The following is an 18,189-nucleotide window of genomic DNA, read 5'->3' on the forward strand; positions in this document are numbered from 1 at the left end:
TCGCTCGGCGTCAAGCTCACCACGCTGCGCCCGGAGCAGGCCGCGTACATCGGCGTCGAGGTCGACGGCCCGTACAAGCCGGACCACTACCGCTACTGACACAGACCCGGCAGGAGGCGTACGTGTACCACTTCGAAGAGGAGGAAGGCCCGCCCTGGGACGAGCCGAGGGACCCTTCCCCGTCCGGACCGCCGCCGCTGCTCGCCGGCGGCGACGCGGAGGAGCAGCGAGAACCCCAGGTCGTGCGCGGCGTCGACTGACGTACCGGACCGGCGGGCGACGACAGGCCGTTCTCCACTGATCCGCGAGCGGACCTTGGGAATCTGTGGAAGAGGCCACGAGCGAAGGGACACAAGGGGGGGACATGAAACGGTGGCTGGGGGGCGCCCGGCGGACGCTGGCGGACTATCTCGTACGGCGGCTCTGGCAGTCCCTGGTGGCCTTCGGGGCCGCACACGACCCCTTCGTGCATCTCGCGGGGGAAGAGGACGAACCGCTGAGGCAGCGGCCCGGCGGGCCGCCGCCCTCCCACCCCGAGCGGCTGCGCCAGGACGTACCGCTCTCCGCCGAGGAGCTGCGGATCCTGCGCGAACTGTGGCCGGCGTGCTACGCCGACCACCGGACCCCCGAGGGCAGGTGAGGTGCCGGCCGAAGCCGGCACCTGCCCAGGTCAGACGGTAGTGAGGATCTCGTCCAGGTCGAGGCGCGGGGCGCGCTCGTCCCAGGCGTCCGGGCCAGGCCTGCCGATGTTGACGACCACCAGCGGCGTGTGGTCGTCGTCCAGGAACTCCGCCTGCACACCCGGGTAGTCGAAGCCGTTCATCGGTCCGGCCGCCAGGCCCGCCGCGCGGATGCCGATGATGAAGTAAGCGGCCTGAAGGACGCCGTTGAGCTGGGCGGAGCGTTCGCGGACCGGGCGCTCGGCGAAGAACAGGTCCTTGGCCTCCGGGAAGCCCGGGACCAGCCTGGGCAGCTCCTCGTGGAACTCGTTGTCCGTGGACAGGATCGCCACCAGCGGGGCGGTGGCGGTCTTGGCCTGGTTGACCGGGGCCATGTGCTTCACCAGGCGCTCGCGGGCCTCGGCGGAACGGACCAGGGTGATGCGCAGCGGGCTCTGGTTGAAGGCGGTCGGGCCGTACTTCACCAGGTCGTAGACGGCCTGGATCTGTTCGTCGGTCACCGGCTCGTCGGTGAACGTCCGGGGGGTGCGGGCCTCGCGGAACAGCAGGTCCTGGGCCTCGGGGTCAAGAACGAGGGACATGGGCGCTACCTTTTCGGTGTCGTTGAGAGTGGTCACCACTCGACCAGGGCGAAGCTCGCGGCCATGCCGCCGCCGAAGCCGGCCAGCAGGATCAGCTCGCCGGGACGGAAGGCACCCGCGCGGGCGGCCGCGTCCAGGGTGATCGGGATGGAGGCGGCTCCCGTGTTGGCGTAGTGCTCCACCGTCCGGTGCATCGTGGCGCGCGGCAGCGTCAGTGCCCCGAAGACCTCGTCGAGCATCACGCCGTTGGCCTGGTGCGGGATGAAGTGGCTGATGTCCGTGGCCTCGACACCGGCCTCGTGGAGGAACCCCTTGACCAGCTGCGGCAGGTGCTCCACGACGAAGCGGCGCACCTCGCGCCCCTCCATCGCGAAGTACTGCAGTCCGGCATCGAGGCCGGCCCGGTCGAGGGGCTGCCGGCTGCCGCCCGCGGGGACCCGGATCAGGCTCGACAGCTCGCCGAACGTCTGCAGGGCGACATGGCGCACGTTCGGGCCCCGGTCGGTCGGTCCGAGCACCATCGCGCCGGCGCCGTCCCCGAACAGGATCACCGTCTTGCGGTCGGCCGGGTTCAGGATGCGCGAGTACACGTCCGCGCCGATGACCAGGGCGTAGCCGCCCCGGCGCAGAATCACGCTGCCGACCGCCGAGAGCGCGAACACCGTGCCGGAACACACCGCGTTGACGTCGAACGCCGCCGTGCCGGACGCGCCGAGGTTCTGCTGGACATAGGCCGCGGTCGGCGGCTGCGGCCGGTCCGGCGTGGACGTGGCCACCGCGATCACGGACAGCTGCTCGGCGGTGATGCCGGCCGACTTCATCGCGGCCCGGGCCGCGGCCGTGGCCAGGTCCGAGGTGGCCTGGTCGGCGCCGGCCCAGCGGCGCTCGCGGATCGCGGTCTTACGGGTGATCCACGCGTCATCGACTCCGGCCGGCGCACCGACCTCGTCGTTCGAGACGATCCGCTCCGGCACATAGGCACCGGTACCGAGGATCCTGACGTCCCGTATGGGGCTACCCGTACCGAGGATCGATGCCTCGTCCATGCGGATGCCCTCCCCTCACCTGGTGTGTGAACAGCTGTATGACAAAGGGGGCCGCCCCCCTTGGGGCGCGGCCTCGAAGGGCGCGGACAACCGCGCTCAGCGCTTCTCGTAGAGACGCTTGTGCCCGCTGATCCCCGCCAGCCGGAACGGGCCGGTGGTCTGGGCCGGGTTGGCGTGGTCGCCGCCGTCGGCCGGGAGCCTGTGCTCGTGCAGCTCGCGGTACTCGGCGTAGTCGACGGGCTTGCGCCGGTCGATGGCCTCGCGGTTCGCCTCCGTGCGCAGGTGCTCCCGGTATCCGGCGACGACGGTCCCCGCGAAGAACTCGGCGACGGAGCCGGAGCCGTAGCTGAGGAAGCCGATGGACTTGCCGGACAGGTCGTCGGCCTGGTCGAGCAGCGCGGCGAGGCCGAGGTACACCGACGCGGTGTAGCTGTTGCCGATCACCCTGTTGTAGCCGGTGGTCTGCCCGAGGGCGCCGGCGATGGCGTCCTTGTCGGTGTCGTAGCCGTTGAAGTTCAGCAGGTGGCTGTGGGCCTTGTAGGCCATCTTCGTGAACGGCTGGTGGTAGCAGAACGCGGCGAACTCCTCCAGCGAACGGCCGCCCTGCTCCTGGTAGTCCTTCCAGGTGCCCTCGACGGCCTGGAGGTAGGCGCCGATGGACTCCTGCCCGTCGACCAGGGCCGCGTCCCGGTAGTTCGGCCGCCAGAAGTCCATGACGTCGGCGGTGAACAGGCCGGAGGGGTCCTCGATGCGCACCAGCGCGGGGTCCACGCCGACCAGCATGGCCACGGCCGCCGCGCCCTGCGTGGCCTCGCCCGGGCTGTCCAGGTCGTACTTGGAGACGTCGCTGGCGATCACGAGGACCTGCTGGGCGGGGTCGCGGCGCACCAGGCCGATCGCGAACTGCAGGGCGGCGGTCGCGCCGTAGCAGGCCTGCTTCAGCTCGACGACCCGGGTGGCCGACGACAGCCCGATCAGCGAATGGACGTAGATGCCGGCCGCCTTGGCCTGGTCGATCGAGGACTCGGTCGCGAAGACGACCGTGCGGATCCGGTCGGTGCCGTGCCGGGCGATGATCGGCGCGGCGGCCGTGGCGCCCAGTGTGACGATGTCCTCGTCGGCGGCGGGCACGCTCATCGACTCCTGGCCGATGCCCAGGTGGTACTTGCCGATCTCGGTGCCGTTGTACGCTGCGAGCGCGGTGTGCGGCAGGACGTACTCGGCGGTCGCGATCGACAGGTCGTGGATTCCGATGGAGATGGACATGCCCTATGCACCAACCTTTGCGGTCTTGTTGTCGCGTTCCAGCTGGACGTGCGCGCGCATGAGTTCGCCCGGGTTCGTCTGTGCCGCGAGCAGGGAGAGTTCACCGCACAGCACGGTCGCCGCCGCGATGACGGCGAGCCGGCGGCCGTTCTCCCCGGGCGCGCGGTCGGCCCGGCAGCCGAGCCGGGTCAGGTTCGTCTCCACGAAGCCGAGGCCCTTGCCGTTGCCGACCGTGCCGACGATCAGGTTCGGCAGCGTGCAGGCGAAGTACAGGTCGCCGTCGCGGTCCTCGGCCATCACGACGCCCTGGGAGCCCTCGACGATGTTGGCCGCGTCCTGGCCGGTCGCCAGGTAGAACCCGAGCAGCATGTTCGCGAAGTGGGCGTTGGCCGAGCGGATGCCGCCGGCGAGCAGGGTGCCGAGCATGTTCTTGCGGATGTTCAGCTCGACGACCTTGGCGGCCGTCGTGTGCAGGGTGTTCTCGACCACGTCACGCGGTACGAGCAGCTCGGTGACCACGTTCTTGCCGCGGCCGAGGATGCCGTTGATCGCGGTGGCCTTCTTGTCCGTGCAGTAGTTGCCGGAGATCGAGCCGTAGGAGATGCCCGGGACCGTCTCCAGCAGGTGGCCCAGAAGCACGTCGGAGGCGAGGGTGGCCATGTTGTGGCCGGAGGCGTCGCCGGTGCGGAACTCGAACCGGATGAACAGCAGGTTGGCGTTGATCTCGTGCCGGATCTGGATCAGCTCGGCGAAGCGGCTGCAGGTGCGCACCAGTGCGCGCAGCTCCTCGATGCGGGCCTCGATGGTCCGCGCGGCCGTCAGCGCGGTCAGCGCGTCCGTCGCCTCGACCAGCACCGAACGCGTCATCCGCTCGTCCACGAGGGTGGCGACGATGCCCTTCTCGGCCAGCCGGGACACCTTCGCGCCCCGGCCCACCGAGGGCCACAGCGGGGACTCGTAGGTGGCGAGCGGCACCTGGGTCTCGGTCTCGGCGACGTTGCCGGAAATGCGAAGGGGTCCCACCCAGCGCATCGGGACCCCGGCTATGGCGTGCGTGTCGGTCATCGTGTGCTTCCCGTCTGGTGGGGGGTCTCGGCGGTGCTGGAACGCCGGGCGAGCGGGCCCGTCGCGATGCCCCGGTCGGCGCAGAAGGAACGCAGGGAACCGTGCAGGAGCAGATCGCAGTGGCGCAGGCCGGCCGGGGTGCGGGCGCCGAGCATCGTCTGCAGCGCGGCCAACTGGTCGAGCCAGGTGGTGAGTTGGGCGATCAGCGCGTCCACGCCGCCGTCGAGCAGGGTGCGCAGGAAGCCGCCGGACGCGCCGACGCCGTGCGCGCCGAGCGCCAGGGCGCGGGCGACGTCGAGCGGGTTGCGGACCCCGCCGGAGGCGAGCAGGGGCAGGCCGGCGCCCTGCGCGTCCAGCAGACAGGCGGGCGCCGACTGGCCCCAGCCGTGCAGGAAGGCGTACTCGCCCAGCTCCCGGCGGCCGTTCTCGATCCGGGCGAAGTCCGTGCCGCCCCGGCCGCTGACGTCCGCCACGGACACGCCGAGGTCCTTCAGCGCCAGGACGGTCTGCCGGCTCAGGCCGTTGCCGACCTCCTTGACGATCACGGGGATGTCGACGGCCGCCGCGATCTTCTCGATCTGCCCGGCCCAGGTGGAGAACGACCGGTCGCCCTCCGGCATCGCCGTTTCCTGCGCGGTGTTGATGTGGATCTGCAGGGCGTCGGCCCGGATGAGCTCGACGGCGCGCCACACGTTCTCGACGGTCGCGTTCGCGTTGACGTTGGCCATGACGAACCCGTCCGGGTTCTGCTCGCGCAGCACGCTGAAGGTGCCGGCGCACGACGGGTCCTTGATGTAGGCGTTCATGGAGCCCGACGCGATCGGCACCCCGGTCTCCCGGGCGGCGATGGCCAGGTCCCGGTTGATGACACCGGTCTTCTCGCTGCCGCCGGTCATCGCGTTGATGTAGATCGGCACCGGCCAGGAGATGCCGGCGAACGTCGTGGCCAGGGACACGTCCTCGCGGTCGATACCGGCCAGGGCGTGGTGTACGAACGACACCTCGTCGAACTGGTTGGTCCCGCGGTGTGTGTCCTGCTGTTCGATGGCGAGCCGAACGTGGTCGTCCTTGCGTGAAGCGCTCATTCCTCGATCCCTTCCAGGGCGGGACGAACGGGCAGGGGCAGCACCCCGGCCGTGGCCCACCGTTGCCGTACGTGAGAGATGTCGTGTGCCGCCTCGGCGTCGAGCAGGGCGATACCGCAGTCGCCGCCCCCCGCCCCGGAGGGCTTGGCGGCGCCGCCGACGGCCTCGGCGGCGTCGCACAGCTGCGTCAGCCTTGTGGTGAAGATGCCTAGCCCGACCTCGTCGTCCAGGCGGGCCAGCTCTTGGCGGGCCGCGCGGATCTGGTGCAGCAGGCCCGGACGGTCGCCGGCCTCCAGCGCGGTGATCGCGGCGCCCACGAGGCCGTTGCTGGTCTCGACGAACTTCTCGTGGGAGGCGGTGCCGCGCCAGGTCCTGCGGTGCAGGTCGGACACGAGGGACGCGGTGGAGGCGGGCTCCCCGGTCCAGCCGACCTCCAGGGTGAGGCCGTCGGGCGGCGGCAGCCGGCGCACCGTGTGGCCCGGCCAGGGTGCGCCGATCGTCCGGTCGACGCCGACGCGCCGGGCCAGGTCGAGCACGAAGGCCCGGTCGGGCGCCCGGTAGGCGAGCCAGCCGCCGTAGGTGCTGGCGGCGAGGTCGCCGCCGGAGGCCTTGGGATCGATCCGCGCGGTGGCGAGCAGGGCCAGCCGGTACCGCTCGTCGGCCGACAGCTCGACTCCGCCGAAGGACGCGACGGCGTCGACGGTCGCCACGGTCACCGCGCCGCTGGAGCCCAGCCCGTACTTCTTGCCGTTGTCGTGGAGCCGGCTGCCGATCGAGACGCTCAGCGTGGGCAGGGACAGTCCGCGCTCGGTCAGCAGCCGGCCCACGGTCTCGATGGCCGACACCACGTGGCCGAGCGCGCCGCGCGCCCGCCCGCCGTCGTCCGCGCCGCACACGACCAGCCGGCCCTCGTGCCGGCGCCAGGGCACCGCCTGCGGACCGAGGTCGCTGGAGATCACGACGGCGGCCCCGTCGTAGCCGGAATCGCCGGCGCAGACGGTGACGGTGAGGTGCCGGTCGACCGCCACCAGGATCGCCGGGTTGCCCGGATCCACCACCGCGTACTCGCCCGCGACGAACAACTTGCCCGGCGCGTGCCGCACGACCGTGCGCCGCGGCGTCATCGTCCGCCCTCGTCCAGCAGATGTGCCCCGCGCCCCGGTCCGGCGACGAGCACCGTGCCGTCGGGGACGGCGTCGCGGACGGCGTCGGCCACCCGCTCGGCGTCCGCCCGGTGGCACAGCACCTTCACGTTCGGCCCGGCGTCCATGGTCGCGTACGCCGGGACCGCGTCCCTCCTGAGCTGGAGCACCCGGTCGAGCACGGTGACCGTGGCCGACGACAGGTAGCGCACCGCGGGCCGCGCCGCCAGCATCGTCGCGTGCATGCCGAGCGCGTTGCGTTCCGCGATCTCGCCGACCGCCGCGAGGTCACCGCGGCCCAGCGCCGCCCGCATGTCCACCAGGTCGTCCTTGCTGGAGGCGGCCCACGGCCGGTACAGCGGCGAGGTGTCGACGGTGCGGCGCATGGCCTCCCGGCTGGACACCGCCTTGGGGCCCGCGTTGACCACGGCGATGACCAGCGCGGGGTCGATGTCCGCCGTCGGTACCGGCTCGGCGTAGGAGCCGAGGTCCGCCTCCGCGTCCGTGGCGCCCTCAGGACCGGCGTGCCAGACGGCGAAGCCGCCGAAGAGGGAGCGCGAGGCCGACCCGGAGCCGCGCCGCGCCAGCCGGGACAGCGCGGTGGCGTCCAGGTCGATGCCGTAGGCGGCCGCGGCGGCGACGGCCAGGGCGGCGAACCCGCTGGCGGAGGACGCAAGGCCCGCCCCGGTGGGCACGGTGTTGCGGGTGTCGACGACGGCCCGCTGGGACAGGCCGGACAACTCCCGCACCAGCTCCAGGAACGCGGTGATGCGCCGGCCCGCCTCGCCCGTCGCGGGCTCACCGTTGAGCGTCACCGCATCGTGCGCGGCGTCGGGGTCGAGCCGGACCCGGGTGGTGGTCGGGAAGACGTCGAGGGTCATCGACAGACTGTCGGTCCAGGGCAGGATCAGCCGCTCGTCACGCTTGCCCCAGTACTTGATCAGCGCGATGTTCGGGTGCGCGACCGCGGTGGCACTCCTCGCGGTGTCCCGCGGTCGCGGCACGGTGGTCGATTGTTCACGGCGCATGGTTGTCGAGCCCCTTCAGCGGTACGACCCACGTCTGTACGGCGCCTGCCTCGTGCAGTCGCCGGGTGACCTCCCGGGCCCGCTCCGGCGGGGCCAGTGCGATCATGCAGCCGCCCAGACCACCACCGGTGATCTTGGCGCCGAGGCTGCCTGCCCTGAGCGCGGCGCCGACCAGGGCGTCGATCCGGTCGGTGCTGAGACGGGCCGCACGCAGCAGCGCGTGATTGTCCGTCATCCGCGTGCCGAGTTCCCCGGGCTTGCCGTCGGCGAGGGCCTGCCGGGCCCCCTCCGCCAGCTCCGCCGCGCGGTCCACGAACCTCTCCTGCGCTCCGGCGTGCTTGCGAAAGCCGTCCCGCAGCAGTTCGACGGCTTCCTTGGTGCTGCCCAGCTCGCCGCTGTCGGCGACGATGAACAACCCGTCGCAGCCGAGCTTCAGCTCCTGGGTCCGGCCCTGCTGGAACAGCAGCGGACGCAAGGCGCCGACGGTCATCGCGTCGACGCCGCTGGCCTTGCCGTGCGCCATGTTCTCGGCCGTCTGCACCAGTTCGAACGCCGTGCGCTCGGTCAGTTCGCGGCCGAAGAGGTCGGCGAGGGCGAAGGCGATCGCGCGCGAGCTGGCCGCACTGGAGCCGAGGCCCCGGCCGTGCGGGATCGCCCCGTCGAGGATCACGTCGAGGTGCGGCCTGCCGGTCACACCCATCCGCGCCCTGAACTCCGCGGTCAGCCGGCGCAGACCGTCGGAGGCCTGCGTGACCAGCGCCCGCGAGGGGGAGCCGGTCATGGTGTACGACAGGTCGCCGTGACTGTCGGAGGAGTGGGAAGACCACCCGGCGCTGGCCGTGACCGTGAGCTGCGGGATGGGGAGAGCGAGCGCCGGAGCTCCGTAGACGACCGCGTGCTCCCCCAGCAGGATGGCCTTGGCGTGGGCGCGGCCGATGCCGACCGAGCGGGCCCGGTGGCTTTGCGATACCCCCTCCGCTGAGGTCGGTAGAGTCAACGCACTCAGCTCCCTATGTGGTTCGTGCATGACGAAGAACCGTCAACGACCGCATGCGGCAGGTCACTTGGGCGCCGGCGGTCGGACATCGACGGCGACGCGGGGCACCTGGGCACGGGGTTGATCGGGATGGATCAAGAGGCTGTGCCGTACGCGCGGGAACCGGTCTGTGGCTTCGCTCAGACGGGCGGGCACGGCACGCGATCCGCTGCCTCGTAGAGATTTCGGGCAGGGGAGACGTGGGTAGATAGTGACACAGGGGCTGACACCACGCCAACACCCCCTGGAAGTGACCTGAGTCACCCTCCAGCGGGTGCTGTGTCCGCAACGAGCACAGCCGCGACTGCCAGGGCAGCCGCGGCGGGCACGTCGATGTCTGAAGATGTGTCAGGTGTCTGGAGGTGTGTCAGGACAGGAGATGTGTGTGCCGGGCCCGCCTCAGGGACGGCGCTGCAGGGCGATCTCCGTGAGTTCCTCGATGTCGAACTCCGAGCGCCGGTGCGGGGCGCCGTAGCGCGTGATCTTCCCGCGGCTCACCCACTTGCGGATCGTCGCCTCGGACACGCCCACGGCCAGTGCCGCCACCTTGGTGGGGACGAGCCGGTGGCTCGGTGGCTTGATCATGCGCTGACACCCTTTCGCTGCCGCTCCATCAGTTTCCTGAGACTCAGCCACTCGCACACTTCCCATGAATGTCCTGAAGAGCAGGTGATGCTGCTGCCCGCACCCGCGCCGCGCTGCGGAAAGGCGCTGATCGTGCCCGGGCAGTTGTCCACGACGCAGTGTCGGATGAGCGTGTGGAGATCATTGGGTTCGGGATCGATGGTCCGGCGCAGTTCGACGACGAGAGCTTCGATCTCGTCCGCGAAGTCGACCGCCGGAGGCTGGCCGGCGAGCCAGTCCAGATGCAGTGTGAGAAAACGTGCCAAGGACAGAACGGTACGCGGCGGGGCGTTGGTCCCGAGCTTTTCCACGACCATTCCCGACCACGACTCGAGAATGGTCAGAATGTTGTGGCGGGCGTCCAGCACGGAGATATCCAGGTGGTCCCTGCTGCGGCTGCCCGAGACCTTGGTCGGGTTCGTGCGCCGCCCCGTCGGCGACACCTGGTGCAGGCATTCCTGGTGGAGACCGGGGAGTGCGAGCAGGCTGTGCCGTACCCCGGTCATGCAGGCGGCGCAGAGGACGGATCCGGCGACGGCGCGGCTTTCCTGGGTGTGGCTCCTAGAGCATGGCTGGGACTTCATCGAGGCTCCTTCACGAGGCGTCTCGGCCCCGCAACCGCTGTACATCACTGTGGATATCCGTGCCGATTGCGGCAGTTGACTCTGTCTTCCGGTCCGGTAAGGGCGTTCGCCGACCCCGGGCGAACAGTCCCATTACCCGACGGGCGACTCGAGTCCCGATACAGCCTCGTTCGGGGACCCGACGCACGAAACCGACCCCATCACCTCCTCCAGGCCGCTTCCAGCCGGAACCGAGCTCTGATTGAGCGCCTGCACCGACGGTTGCCCGAGGAAGGAGGAACTGTGGACGGTACGCACGGAGGCGAACGCGCAGTAAGCGCCGGACTCCCCGCAGGGCCGCTCGTGATGACGGCCGCTCAGTTTCCCCCGGGTGAGGCTTTTCCGCCCGGAGACCCAGACACCCGCGCATCCGCCAGGCCGGCCGGGCACGGCACGGGGAAACACCTGGAGGTGTGCCTCGTCGGCGCCGGTCCCCGGGGCCTTTCCGTACTGGAACGGCTCTGTGCGCAGGAACGGAAGTCGCCTCGCTGGGACACCGTCACCGTGCATGTCGTCGACCCCGACCCGCCGGGCTCGGGGCGGGTGTGGCGCCCCACCCAGTCCCGGCACCTGCTGATGAACACCGTCGCCTCCCAGGTGACGGTCTACACCGACGCCAGTGTCCCCATCGACGGCCCGCTGGAGGAGGGGCCGAGCCTGCACGAGTGGGCCAAGGCCCTGGAGTCGGGCACCCTCGAGCCCGGCCCCGAAGGCGGCTACGGCGAGGAGATCCGCGCCGAGGCACGCGCTCTGGGCCCCGACGCCTACCCCACCCGCGCGCTCTACGGCTCCTATCTGACCTGGGCGTTCCAGCGCGTCGTCGCGAACGCCGCCGCACACGTCACCGTGCGCACCCACGCCGTGCGGGCCGTCGCCCTAGAGGACGCCGACGACGCGGCCGGGCCCGCCGGGGCGCAGACCGTCACCCTGGAGGACGGCACCCGGCTGACCGGCCTGTCCGCGGTCGTCCTCGCCCAGGGCCATGTGCCGGCCCGGCCCTCCGACACCGAGCGGCGGCTGGCCGCCTTCGCCGCCCGGCACGGGCTGACGTACCTCGCGCCCGCCAACCCGGCCGACGTCGACCTGTCGTCCGTCCGGCCCGGCCAGAGCGTGCTGCTGCGCGGGCTCGGGCTCAACTTCTTCGACTACATGGCGCTGTTCACCCGCGGCCGGGGCGGCGTCTTCACCCGCACGGGCGGCCGCCTGGTCTACCGGCCCTCGGGCCGCGAGCCGCGCCTGTACGCCGGATCCCGGCGCGGTGTGCCGTACCAGGCACGCGGCGAGAACGAGAAGGGCGCCCACGGCCGCTACTACCCGCGGCTGCTGACCGCCGGGTACATCGCGTCGCTGCGCGCCCGGGACACCCGCAGCGGGGCCATCGACTTCGCCGCCGACCTGTGGCCGCTCATCTCCAAGGAGGTGTGCGCCGTCTACTACTCGGCCCTGCTCGCCGAGCGCGGTGAAACCACCCCGGCCATAGAGGAGTTCACCGAGCTGTACCTGCACGCCGAGCCGGGCCCGGCCGAGGACCGCCTGCTGGACGAGGCCGGGATCGAACCGGCCGAGCGCTGGGACTGGGAGCACATCGCCCGCCCCTACGGCACCCGCGTCTTCGACGACCTGACCGCCTTCCGCGGCTGGCTGCGCGGTCACCTGGACGAGGACGTCCGCCTCGCCCGGCAGGGCAACGTCAGCGGGCCGGTCAAGGCCGCGCTCGACGTCCTGCGGGACCTGCGCAACGAACTGCGCCTCGCCGTCGACCACGCCGGCCTGACCGCCGCCTCCCACCGCGACGACCTCGACCGCTGGTACACCCCGCTCAACGCCTACCTCTCCATCGGGCCGCCCGCCTCCCGCATCGAGGAGATGGCCGCGCTCATCGACGCCGGCATCCTCGACGTCACCGGCCCCGACCTGCGCGTCGGCACCAACGGCAACGACCCCCTCGGTGCCTGCTTCACGGGCGCCTCCGGCGCGATCGCGGACGTACGGATACGGGCCACGGTGCTCATCGAGGCCCGGCTGCCCGAGATCGACCTGCGGCGCACCGCCGACCCGCTGATGAACCAGCTGCTGCGCACCGGGCAGTGCCGCCCGTACCGCATTCCCGGTGGTACGGCGGACACCGGCGAGGACTACGAGACCGGCGGGCTGGCCGTGACCGAGCGGCCGTACCACCTGATCGACGCGGCGGACGAACCGCATCCGAGGCGCTTCGCCTACGGCGTGCCCACCGAGTCCGTGCACTGGGTGACCGCCGCGGGCATCAGACCGGGCGTCGGCTCGGTCACCCTGGAGGATTCCGACGCCATCGCGGCGGCGGTCCTCGCCGTGCCGGCGGCCCTCGCGGTCCCGCACCGGCCGGCTCCGTCCGTGGCCGTCCCCCCGAACGTGAAGGCGGGCGCATGACCTCCCCGCAGGAACCCCCACGGCCCGGCACCCTGGCCGGCCACCTCGACACGGGCCTGCTCTCACCGGTGCGGGCGGGCACCCCCGTCGAGGCCGCCGTGGGCGACAGCGCGTGGCTGCAGGCGATGCTCGACGCGGAGGCGGCCCTGGCCCGCGCCCAGGCCCGCTGCGGCACGGTCCCCGCCCACGCGGCCGAGGCCATCACGGCCGCCGCCCGCGCCGACCTGTTCGACGTACGCGAACTCGCCCTGGCCGCGCGGGAGACCGCGAACCCGGTCGTCGGCCTGGTCAAGGCGCTGACCGCGCAGGTCGCCAAGGGCTCCCCGGCCGCCGCCGAGTATGTGCACCGCGGCTCCACCAGCCAGGACGTCTTCGACACCGGCGCCATGCTGGTGGCCGCCCGCGCGCTGCGCCTGATCGTCGCGGACCTGCGCTCCGTGGCCGCCGCCCTCGGCGACCTCGCGGCGGCGCACCGGGACACCGTGATGGCGGGCCGCACCCTCGCCCTGCACGCCGTGCCCACGACCTTCGGGCTCAAGGCCGCCGGGTGGCGCGGGCTGGTCCTGGACGCGGCGGAGCGCCTGGAGCGGATCGCCGACGGCGGGCTACCGGTCGCGCTCGGCGGCGCGGCCGGCACCCTGGCCGGCTATCTCCAGTACGCGGGGGAGGGCGCCGACCCGGCGGCCGTACTCGACGAACTCGGCGCCGCCTTCGCCGCCGAGACGGGCCTGGCCGCCCCCGTCCTGCCCTGGCACGCGCTGCGCACCCCCGTCGCCGACCTGGGCGCCGCCCTCGCCCACACGACCGGCGCCCTCGGCAAGATCGCCGCGGACGTCCTCGTGCTCGCCCGCACCGAGATCGGCGAAGTGGCCGAGCCCTCGGTCGCCGGGCGGGGCGCCTCCTCGGCGATGCCGCACAAGCGCAACCCCGTGCTCGCCACCCTGATCCGCTCGGCCGCCCTCCAACTGCCCGCCCTGGCCGCCGTACTGCTGCAGTGCCTGCCCACCGAGGACGAGCGCTCCGCCGGGCTCTGGCACGCCGAGTGGCAGCCGCTGCGCGAGGCCCTGCGCCTCACCGGCGGCGCCGCCCACACGGCCGTCGAACTCGCGCGGGGGCTCACCGTGCACCCCGAGCGGATGCGCGCCAACCTCGCGGCGACCGGCGGCCGGCTGGTGTCCGAACGGGTCTCGGCCGTCCTCGCCCCCCGCATCGGCAAGACGGCCGCCAAGGAACTGCTGACCCAGGCCTCGATGCTGGCCGCCACGACCGGCCGCCCGCTGGCCGCTGTCTTGTCCGAACTCCCGCAACTGGCGGGGGTGTTGAGCCGCGAGGAGGCGGACAGGCTGCTGGATCCGCTGGGGTACACGGGGGTTGCGGGGCCCCTGGTGGACCGAGCGCTGGGCGTCCTGCGGGAAGTCCGGTGAGGGGGGGGGCGTGCCCACGCCTCCCCCTCTCCCGGGGCGTCGCCCCGTGGTGCGATTCAGCGGCCGGCGCGGATCATCACCGTGAGTACCGGCGAGGCCGGTGACGGCCGGCTCTGACCGAGGTCCTCGTACCCCCACGACCACGGCCTGGCCCCGTGCTTGCACAACCGTATGTTCCGGGCCGCGTCGAAACGGCTGGATGCGTCGGCCGCCTTCACAGCACGGTCGAGCTTCGCCTTCTCCTCTGCGCACCGGGAGCAACCGGCAACTCCGACCCAATGCGCTCGCGCGGGGCGCCCACACCGTCACTTGAAACCCCCTCGCAATCCGCTCGAGCGCCCCTCGAACCCCCCTTCCCGACCACTCGGAGCCCTGCCCTCCGCACGGTCCGTGCCCGCATGATGCAAGCACAACGCTCGGGGAGGGTGGGGGAGTTGACTCTGGACGCGCAGGTCGCCGGCGGACATGGCGGGGGCCATGGACATGCCGTGGTCATGGGTTCCAGCCTCGCCGGGCTCACTGCGGCACGGGCCCTGGCCAACTTCATGGACCGGGTCACCGTGCTCGAGCGCGACTGGGTGCCCCGCGGCCCCGGGCGGCGCCGGGGTGTGCCCCAGGCGCGGCACACCCACACCCTGACGACCGCCGCCCAGCAGGGCCTGGAGGAGCTGTTCCCCGGGATCGGCCGGGACCTGGCCGGAGCCGGCGCGGTGCGGGTGCGGATGCCCGAGGACATGCTGCTGCTCGGCCCGGGCGGCTGGCTGCCCCGGGCCGGCTCGGAGCTGTCGATGCTGAGCGCCGGACGTGATCTGATCGACGCGGTGATACGCGACCGGCTGCGCGCCGACCCGAAGGTGACCTTCGTGCCCGAGCACGAGGCGGTCGCGCTGGAGCCCGGCCGCAACGACACCGTCACCGGCGTCTGGGTACGCGGCCGCGACCGCAAGGCACCGGACGGCTGGACCGCCCGGCGCCTGCTGGCCGCCGACTTCGTGGTGGACGCCACCGGCCGCGGCTCGCGCGCTCCCCAGTGGCTCGCCGAACTCGGCTACGAGAGGCCGCAGGAGACGGTGTCCGAGCCCCGTACCGCCGTCGCCACCGCCGTGTACGCGCCGCCCATCGGTCATGTCGCCGACTGGAAGAGCCTGCTGCTCATGCCCGCGCCCGGCCACCCGGGCCAGGGCGTGCTCCACCCCGTCGAGGGCGGCCGCTGGTCGGTGTCGGTCTCGACCGGCGACGGCGGCCGGCCGCCCGCCGACCACGCGGGCCTGCTGCACGCCGCCGGCGCCCTGCGCCACCCGCTGCTGCGCGACGTCCTGGAGGCCGCCACCCCGCTCGGCCCCGTCTACGCCTGCGCCGCCACCGGCAACCGCTGGCGCCACTACGAGAAGCTGCGCCGCTGGCCGGACGGGTTCCTCGTCGTCGGCGACGCCTTCGCCGCCCTCGACCCGGCCCACGGCCAGGGCATGACGGTCGCCGTGAGCTGCGCCCTCGTCCTCGACCAACTGCTGGCCGGCCACGGCACGGCGACCGGCCTCGGCTACCGGTTACGCCGGGCCGTCGCCCACCGGCTGGCCCCCGTCTGGCACACCAGCACCCTCGGACTGCGCGCCGCGCAGGGCTGCCAGGACCCGCGGGCCGGTCTGCGCGCCCGGCTCAGCGGCCGCTACGCGGCCCGGCTGGCGGCCGCCGCCACCACCGACCCGTCCGCGGCGGCCCTGCTGCTGGACCTGCTGCACTCGGCGGCCGCGCCCGCCGCGGCCCTGCGGCCCTCGATGCTGCGCGCCGCGCTGCGCGGCCCGCGCGGCTCCGTCCCGGCGGCCCCGCCCAGCACCACCCACGGCCAGGGCGCACGCCGCCGCCGTTCCGTCGCCCCGGACCGGCCCGCCATCGGGATCTCCACCGGCTCCGCGAGCTGGCGGTCCGCCGCCGGTTCCTCCGCCCAATGGCCGGCCCCGGCCCCCGCCTGCGACCGGCGCCGACTGCCCTGAAACACCGCGCTCTCGAAACCGGCGGCAAGGTATACCCGGCCGCGCGCGAAAAAGTCGGCGGTCCTACGCTGCACGCATGACAAAAGCAGATCAACTGGCGTCTGCGGGAGTCGACTTGCACGGCATGTGGCTGAATTGCGCACGTAACGAGCCTGCAAAGCCCGCCCAGTTGAGACAGATGAAGATCAAATTCCGCTTTTCCCACTCGAAACTCGCTCAAGGATTGCTTGAGTTGGGCCTGGACTTAGACTCAAAGGCGGTTGTGGAGCCACATAGTCCGTCGATAGCGTTCCAGCTGCTCGAAGGCACGGGTCTGCTTGCGCCGCGGCAGGCCACCCCGGTGACCGACCGCTTGCCGGCCGGCCCCGATGTGCCGGTGACGGCCGAGCGGCGAGGGGAGGGTGCGCGGGTATGAGCACGACCGAAACGGCGCCACCGGGTGCCCGCACCGAGGTACCGAAAGGCGAGCGTGTCGCCGACTGGGTGGACGGGCGACTCGGGATCTACAACTTCCGGTTCCTGGTACGGAAGGTGTTTCCCGAGCACTGGTCCTTCATGTTCGGCGAGATCGCGCTCTACAGCTTCGTCGTCCTGCTGCTGACCGGCATCTGGCTGACGCTCTTCTTCGACCCGAGCATGTCGGAGACGGTCTACCACGGATCGTACGCCCCGCTTCAGGGCGTGCAGATGTCGCAGGCCTACTCCTCCACCGTGCACATCAGCTTCGAGGTGCGCGGCGGTCTGTTCATCCGCCAGCTGCACCACTGGTCGGCCCTGACCATGATCGCCGCGCTGTGCATCCACACGCTGCGGCACTTCCTCACCGGCTCGTTCCGCAAGCCGCGCGAGATCAACTGGCTGATCGGCTTCGTGCTCCTGGTCCTGGTCACCCTGGAGGGCTTCGTCGGGTACTCGCTCCCCGACGACCTGCTCTCCGGCACCGGCCTGCGCATCGCCGAGGGCGTCACACTCGCCATTCCGCTGGTCGGAACGTATCTGTCGATGTTCCTGTTCGGCGGAGAGTTCCCGGGCCACAACGTGATCGGCCGGTTCTACAGCTTCCACATCCTGCTCATCCCGGGCATCGTCGTGGCGCTGCTGACCGTGCACCTGATCCTGGTCTTCTACCACAAGCACACCCAGTTCCGGGGTCCGGCCCGCACCGAGAAGAACGTCGTCGGCCAGCCCCTGTTCCCGCACTACACGGCCAAGGCCGGCGGCTTCTTCTTCCTCATCGCCGGTGTGCTCTCCATGCTCGCGGGCGTCGCCCAGATCAACCCGGTGTGGACGTACGGCCCCTACCGGCCGGACGAGATCTCCCAGGGCTCCCAGCCCGACTGGTACATGGGCTTCCTCGAAGGTGCCCTGCGGGCCATGCCCGCCTGGGAGTTCTCGGTCGCCGGCTACACCGTCAACATGGGCGTCCTGATCCCCGCCGTCATCCTGCCCACGCTGATGATGGCCGTGTTCGCCCTGTGGCCGTTCCTGGAGGCCTGGGTCACCGGGGACAGACGCGAACACCACCTGCTGGACAAGCCGCGCGACCATCCCACGCGCACCGCGTTCGGCGTCGCCTTCGTCGCCCTGTACCTGGTGCTGTTCTTCGGCGGCGCCAACGACGTCCTGGCCGAGCGGTTCCATCTGTCCCTGAACCAGATCACCTATTCGGTGCGGATCGGCATCTTCGTGGTCCCGGTGGTGGCGTACGTCGTCACCCGGCGGATCGCGCTGGGCCTGCAGCGGCGCGACCGCGACAAGCTCCTGCACGGCCGTGAGACCGGCCGGCTCAGGCGGCTGCCGCACGGCGAGTTCATCGAGGTGCACGAGCGCCTGGACCGTCAGCGGGAGTACGCACTGCTGGCCCGCAAGGGCTACAAGCCGCTGCCGGCACCGCAGGCGGAGCACGACGGGGTGCCCAACCCGAACCTGCGCAAGGAGATGCTGCGCTACAAGCTCAGCCGCTGGCTGTACGGCAACCAGATCGCCAAGCCGAGCGAGCAGGAGATGCGGGAGGCCCTGGCTCACTTCGGCCACTCGGCGAACGGCCACGCGGCGCTGGGCGGCCACGGCTCGTCCAACGGGCACGGCTCGGCGAACGGGCACCTGCCCGCGCAGGCCGGCGCCCAGGACTCCGCCGAGGGACGGGAGCCGGACCAGCAACTGCACTGACCCGGCGGCACGACGCAGAG

General features: G+C 72.0%; 18 protein-coding genes and 1 pseudogene. 8 read left to right on the forward strand and 11 right to left on the reverse strand.

What is annotated here, in order from left to right; translation table 11 throughout:
* From ADK64_RS44005 to ADK64_RS35555, 3 genes are all read left to right on the forward strand, one after another.
* Nucleotides 1–99, forward strand: a 99-nt coding sequence (locus ADK64_RS44005; RefSeq protein WP_159046155.1) for an adenosylhomocysteinase, incomplete at its 5' end; no start/stop codon positions are given.
* A gap of 23 nt (nucleotides 100–122) precedes the next feature.
* Nucleotides 123–260 carry a hypothetical protein gene (locus tag ADK64_RS46310; protein WP_159046411.1) on the forward strand — a complete coding sequence of 46 codons (138 nt, stop codon included), beginning with the start codon at nucleotides 123–125 and terminating at the stop codon, nucleotides 258–260.
* Between the two features lie 104 nt (nucleotides 261–364).
* Entirely contained in the window at nucleotides 365–640 is a 276-nt protein-coding gene (locus ADK64_RS35555) for a DUF6059 family protein (protein WP_053666099.1), read from the forward strand.
* 30 nt (nucleotides 641–670) lie between these two features.
* Here the strand turns inward: ADK64_RS35555 and ADK64_RS35560 are convergent, their stop codons facing one another.
* The 10 genes from ADK64_RS35560 to ADK64_RS35605 all read right to left on the reverse strand — a co-directional run bounded on the left by ADK64_RS35560 (nucleotide 671) and on the right by ADK64_RS35605 (nucleotide 10,137).
* Entirely contained in the window at nucleotides 671–1,261 is a 591-nt protein-coding gene (locus tag ADK64_RS35560; RefSeq protein ID WP_053666101.1) for a malonic semialdehyde reductase, read from the reverse strand.
* Between the two features lie 32 nt (nucleotides 1,262–1,293).
* A complete protein-coding gene (locus ADK64_RS35565) occupies nucleotides 1,294–2,307 on the reverse strand; it encodes a 3-oxoacyl-ACP synthase III family protein (protein ID WP_053666104.1) in 1,014 nt (337 codons plus the stop codon).
* Nucleotides 2,308–2,403: 96 nt separating this feature from the next.
* A complete protein-coding gene (locus ADK64_RS35570) occupies nucleotides 2,404–3,573 on the reverse strand; it encodes a hydroxymethylglutaryl-CoA synthase (RefSeq protein WP_053666106.1) in 1,170 nt (389 codons plus the stop codon).
* A gap of 3 nt (nucleotides 3,574–3,576) precedes the next feature.
* Nucleotides 3,577–4,638, reverse strand: a complete 1,062-nt coding sequence (locus ADK64_RS35575; RefSeq protein ID WP_159046412.1) for a hydroxymethylglutaryl-CoA reductase — start codon at nucleotides 4,636–4,638, stop codon at nucleotides 3,577–3,579.
* A complete protein-coding gene (gene fni, locus ADK64_RS35580; protein WP_053666108.1) occupies nucleotides 4,635–5,723 on the reverse strand; it encodes a type 2 isopentenyl-diphosphate Delta-isomerase in 1,089 nt (362 codons plus the stop codon). Before fni ends, ADK64_RS35575 begins: the two co-directional genes overlap by 4 nt.
* Nucleotides 5,720–6,847: a phosphomevalonate kinase gene (locus tag ADK64_RS35585; protein WP_053666110.1), complete on the reverse strand. Its 1,128-nt coding sequence runs from the start codon at nucleotides 6,845–6,847 to the stop codon at nucleotides 5,720–5,722. Before ADK64_RS35585 ends, fni begins: the two co-directional genes overlap by 4 nt.
* Entirely contained in the window at nucleotides 6,844–7,893 is a 1,050-nt protein-coding gene (gene mvaD, locus ADK64_RS35590) for a diphosphomevalonate decarboxylase (protein ID WP_053666112.1), read from the reverse strand. Before mvaD ends, ADK64_RS35585 begins: the two co-directional genes overlap by 4 nt.
* Entirely contained in the window at nucleotides 7,883–8,890 is a 1,008-nt protein-coding gene (mvk, locus tag ADK64_RS35595) for a mevalonate kinase (protein WP_234384839.1), read from the reverse strand. The genes mvaD and mvk overlap by 11 nt, the downstream gene beginning before the upstream one ends.
* Before the next feature lie 438 nt (nucleotides 8,891–9,328).
* Nucleotides 9,329–9,514, reverse strand: coding sequence for a hypothetical protein (locus ADK64_RS35600; protein WP_053666114.1), 186 nt, complete (start codon nucleotides 9,512–9,514; stop codon nucleotides 9,329–9,331).
* Nucleotides 9,511–10,137: a hypothetical protein gene (locus tag ADK64_RS35605; RefSeq protein WP_053666116.1), complete on the reverse strand. Its 627-nt coding sequence runs from the start codon at nucleotides 10,135–10,137 to the stop codon at nucleotides 9,511–9,513. The genes ADK64_RS35600 and ADK64_RS35605 overlap by 4 nt, the downstream gene beginning before the upstream one ends.
* Before the next feature lie 345 nt (nucleotides 10,138–10,482).
* On the opposite strand from ADK64_RS35605, the gene ADK64_RS35610 reads away from it, so the two are divergent.
* Both ADK64_RS35610 and pcaB read left to right on the forward strand, forming a co-directional pair.
* Complete coding sequence (locus ADK64_RS35610) at nucleotides 10,483–12,585, forward strand: FAD/NAD(P)-binding protein (protein ID WP_078993036.1); 2,103 nt, start codon at nucleotides 10,483–10,485, stop codon at nucleotides 12,583–12,585.
* The gene (gene pcaB / locus ADK64_RS35615) at nucleotides 12,582–14,009 is read left to right on the forward strand and encodes a 3-carboxy-cis,cis-muconate cycloisomerase (RefSeq protein ID WP_053666118.1); all 1,428 of its coding nucleotides are present in this window, start codon (nucleotides 12,582–12,584) and stop codon (nucleotides 14,007–14,009) included. The genes ADK64_RS35610 and pcaB overlap by 4 nt, the downstream gene beginning before the upstream one ends.
* A gap of 56 nt (nucleotides 14,010–14,065) precedes the next feature.
* Here the strand turns inward: pcaB and ADK64_RS47900 are convergent.
* Nucleotides 14,066–14,149, reverse strand: a pseudogene (locus ADK64_RS47900) (GNAT family N-acetyltransferase); the annotation flags it as partial.
* A 285-nt stretch (nucleotides 14,150–14,434) separates the two neighbouring features.
* Between ADK64_RS47900 and ADK64_RS35620 the strand changes: the two are divergent.
* The 3 genes from ADK64_RS35620 (at nucleotide 14,435) to ADK64_RS35625 (ending at nucleotide 18,169) form a co-directional block, all read left to right on the forward strand.
* Complete coding sequence (locus ADK64_RS35620) at nucleotides 14,435–16,000, forward strand: NAD(P)/FAD-dependent oxidoreductase (RefSeq protein WP_159046413.1); 1,566 nt, start codon at nucleotides 14,435–14,437, stop codon at nucleotides 15,998–16,000.
* Between the two features lie 76 nt (nucleotides 16,001–16,076).
* On the forward strand, nucleotides 16,077–16,415 hold the full coding sequence (locus tag ADK64_RS46315) for a hypothetical protein (protein ID WP_159046414.1): 339 nt from the start codon (nucleotides 16,077–16,079) through the stop codon (nucleotides 16,413–16,415).
* Complete coding sequence (locus tag ADK64_RS35625; RefSeq protein ID WP_053666122.1) at nucleotides 16,412–18,169, forward strand: cytochrome b; 1,758 nt, start codon at nucleotides 16,412–16,414, stop codon at nucleotides 18,167–18,169. The genes ADK64_RS46315 and ADK64_RS35625 overlap by 4 nt, the downstream gene beginning before the upstream one ends.
* The last annotated feature ends 20 nt before the right edge of the window (nucleotides 18,170–18,189 follow it).

The sequence above is a fragment of the Streptomyces sp. MMG1121 genome (assembly GCF_001280015.1).
In the GTDB taxonomy this organism is placed as follows: Bacteria; Actinomycetota; Actinomycetes; order Streptomycetales; family Streptomycetaceae; genus Streptomyces.

What these genes read in the sequence shown, in the direction of transcription:
- ADK64_RS35575 (WP_159046412.1), bottom strand. Translation starts at nt 4,638, where the DNA reads ATGACCGACACGCACGCCATAGCCGGGGTCCCGATGCGCTGGGTGGGA.
- ADK64_RS35565 (WP_053666104.1), bottom strand. Translation starts at nt 2,307, where the DNA reads ATGGACGAGGCATCGATCCTCGGTACGGGTAGCCCCATACGGGACGTC.
- ADK64_RS35600 (WP_053666114.1), bottom strand. Translation starts at nt 9,514, where the DNA reads ATGATCAAGCCACCGAGCCACCGGCTCGTCCCCACCAAGGTGGCGGCA.
- ADK64_RS46315 (WP_159046414.1), top strand. Translation starts at nt 16,077, where the DNA reads ATGACAAAAGCAGATCAACTGGCGTCTGCGGGAGTCGACTTGCACGGC.
- ADK64_RS35570 (WP_053666106.1), bottom strand. Translation starts at nt 3,573, where the DNA reads ATGTCCATCTCCATCGGAATCCACGACCTGTCGATCGCGACCGCCGAG.
- ADK64_RS35585 (WP_053666110.1), bottom strand. Translation starts at nt 6,847, where the DNA reads ATGACGCCGCGGCGCACGGTCGTGCGGCACGCGCCGGGCAAGTTGTTC.
- ADK64_RS35605 (WP_053666116.1), bottom strand. Translation starts at nt 10,137, where the DNA reads ATGAAGTCCCAGCCATGCTCTAGGAGCCACACCCAGGAAAGCCGCGCC.
- ADK64_RS35625 (WP_053666122.1), top strand. Translation starts at nt 16,412, where the DNA reads ATGAGCACGACCGAAACGGCGCCACCGGGTGCCCGCACCGAGGTACCG.
- ADK64_RS35560 (WP_053666101.1), bottom strand. Translation starts at nt 1,261, where the DNA reads ATGTCCCTCGTTCTTGACCCCGAGGCCCAGGACCTGCTGTTCCGCGAG.
- ADK64_RS35610 (WP_078993036.1), top strand. Translation starts at nt 10,483, where the DNA reads ATGACGGCCGCTCAGTTTCCCCCGGGTGAGGCTTTTCCGCCCGGAGAC.
- pcaB (WP_053666118.1), top strand. Translation starts at nt 12,582, where the DNA reads ATGACCTCCCCGCAGGAACCCCCACGGCCCGGCACCCTGGCCGGCCAC.
- ADK64_RS35555 (WP_053666099.1), top strand. Translation starts at nt 365, where the DNA reads ATGAAACGGTGGCTGGGGGGCGCCCGGCGGACGCTGGCGGACTATCTC.
- fni (WP_053666108.1), bottom strand. Translation starts at nt 5,723, where the DNA reads ATGAGCGCTTCACGCAAGGACGACCACGTTCGGCTCGCCATCGAACAG.
- mvaD (WP_053666112.1), bottom strand. Translation starts at nt 7,893, where the DNA reads ATGCGCCGTGAACAATCGACCACCGTGCCGCGACCGCGGGACACCGCG.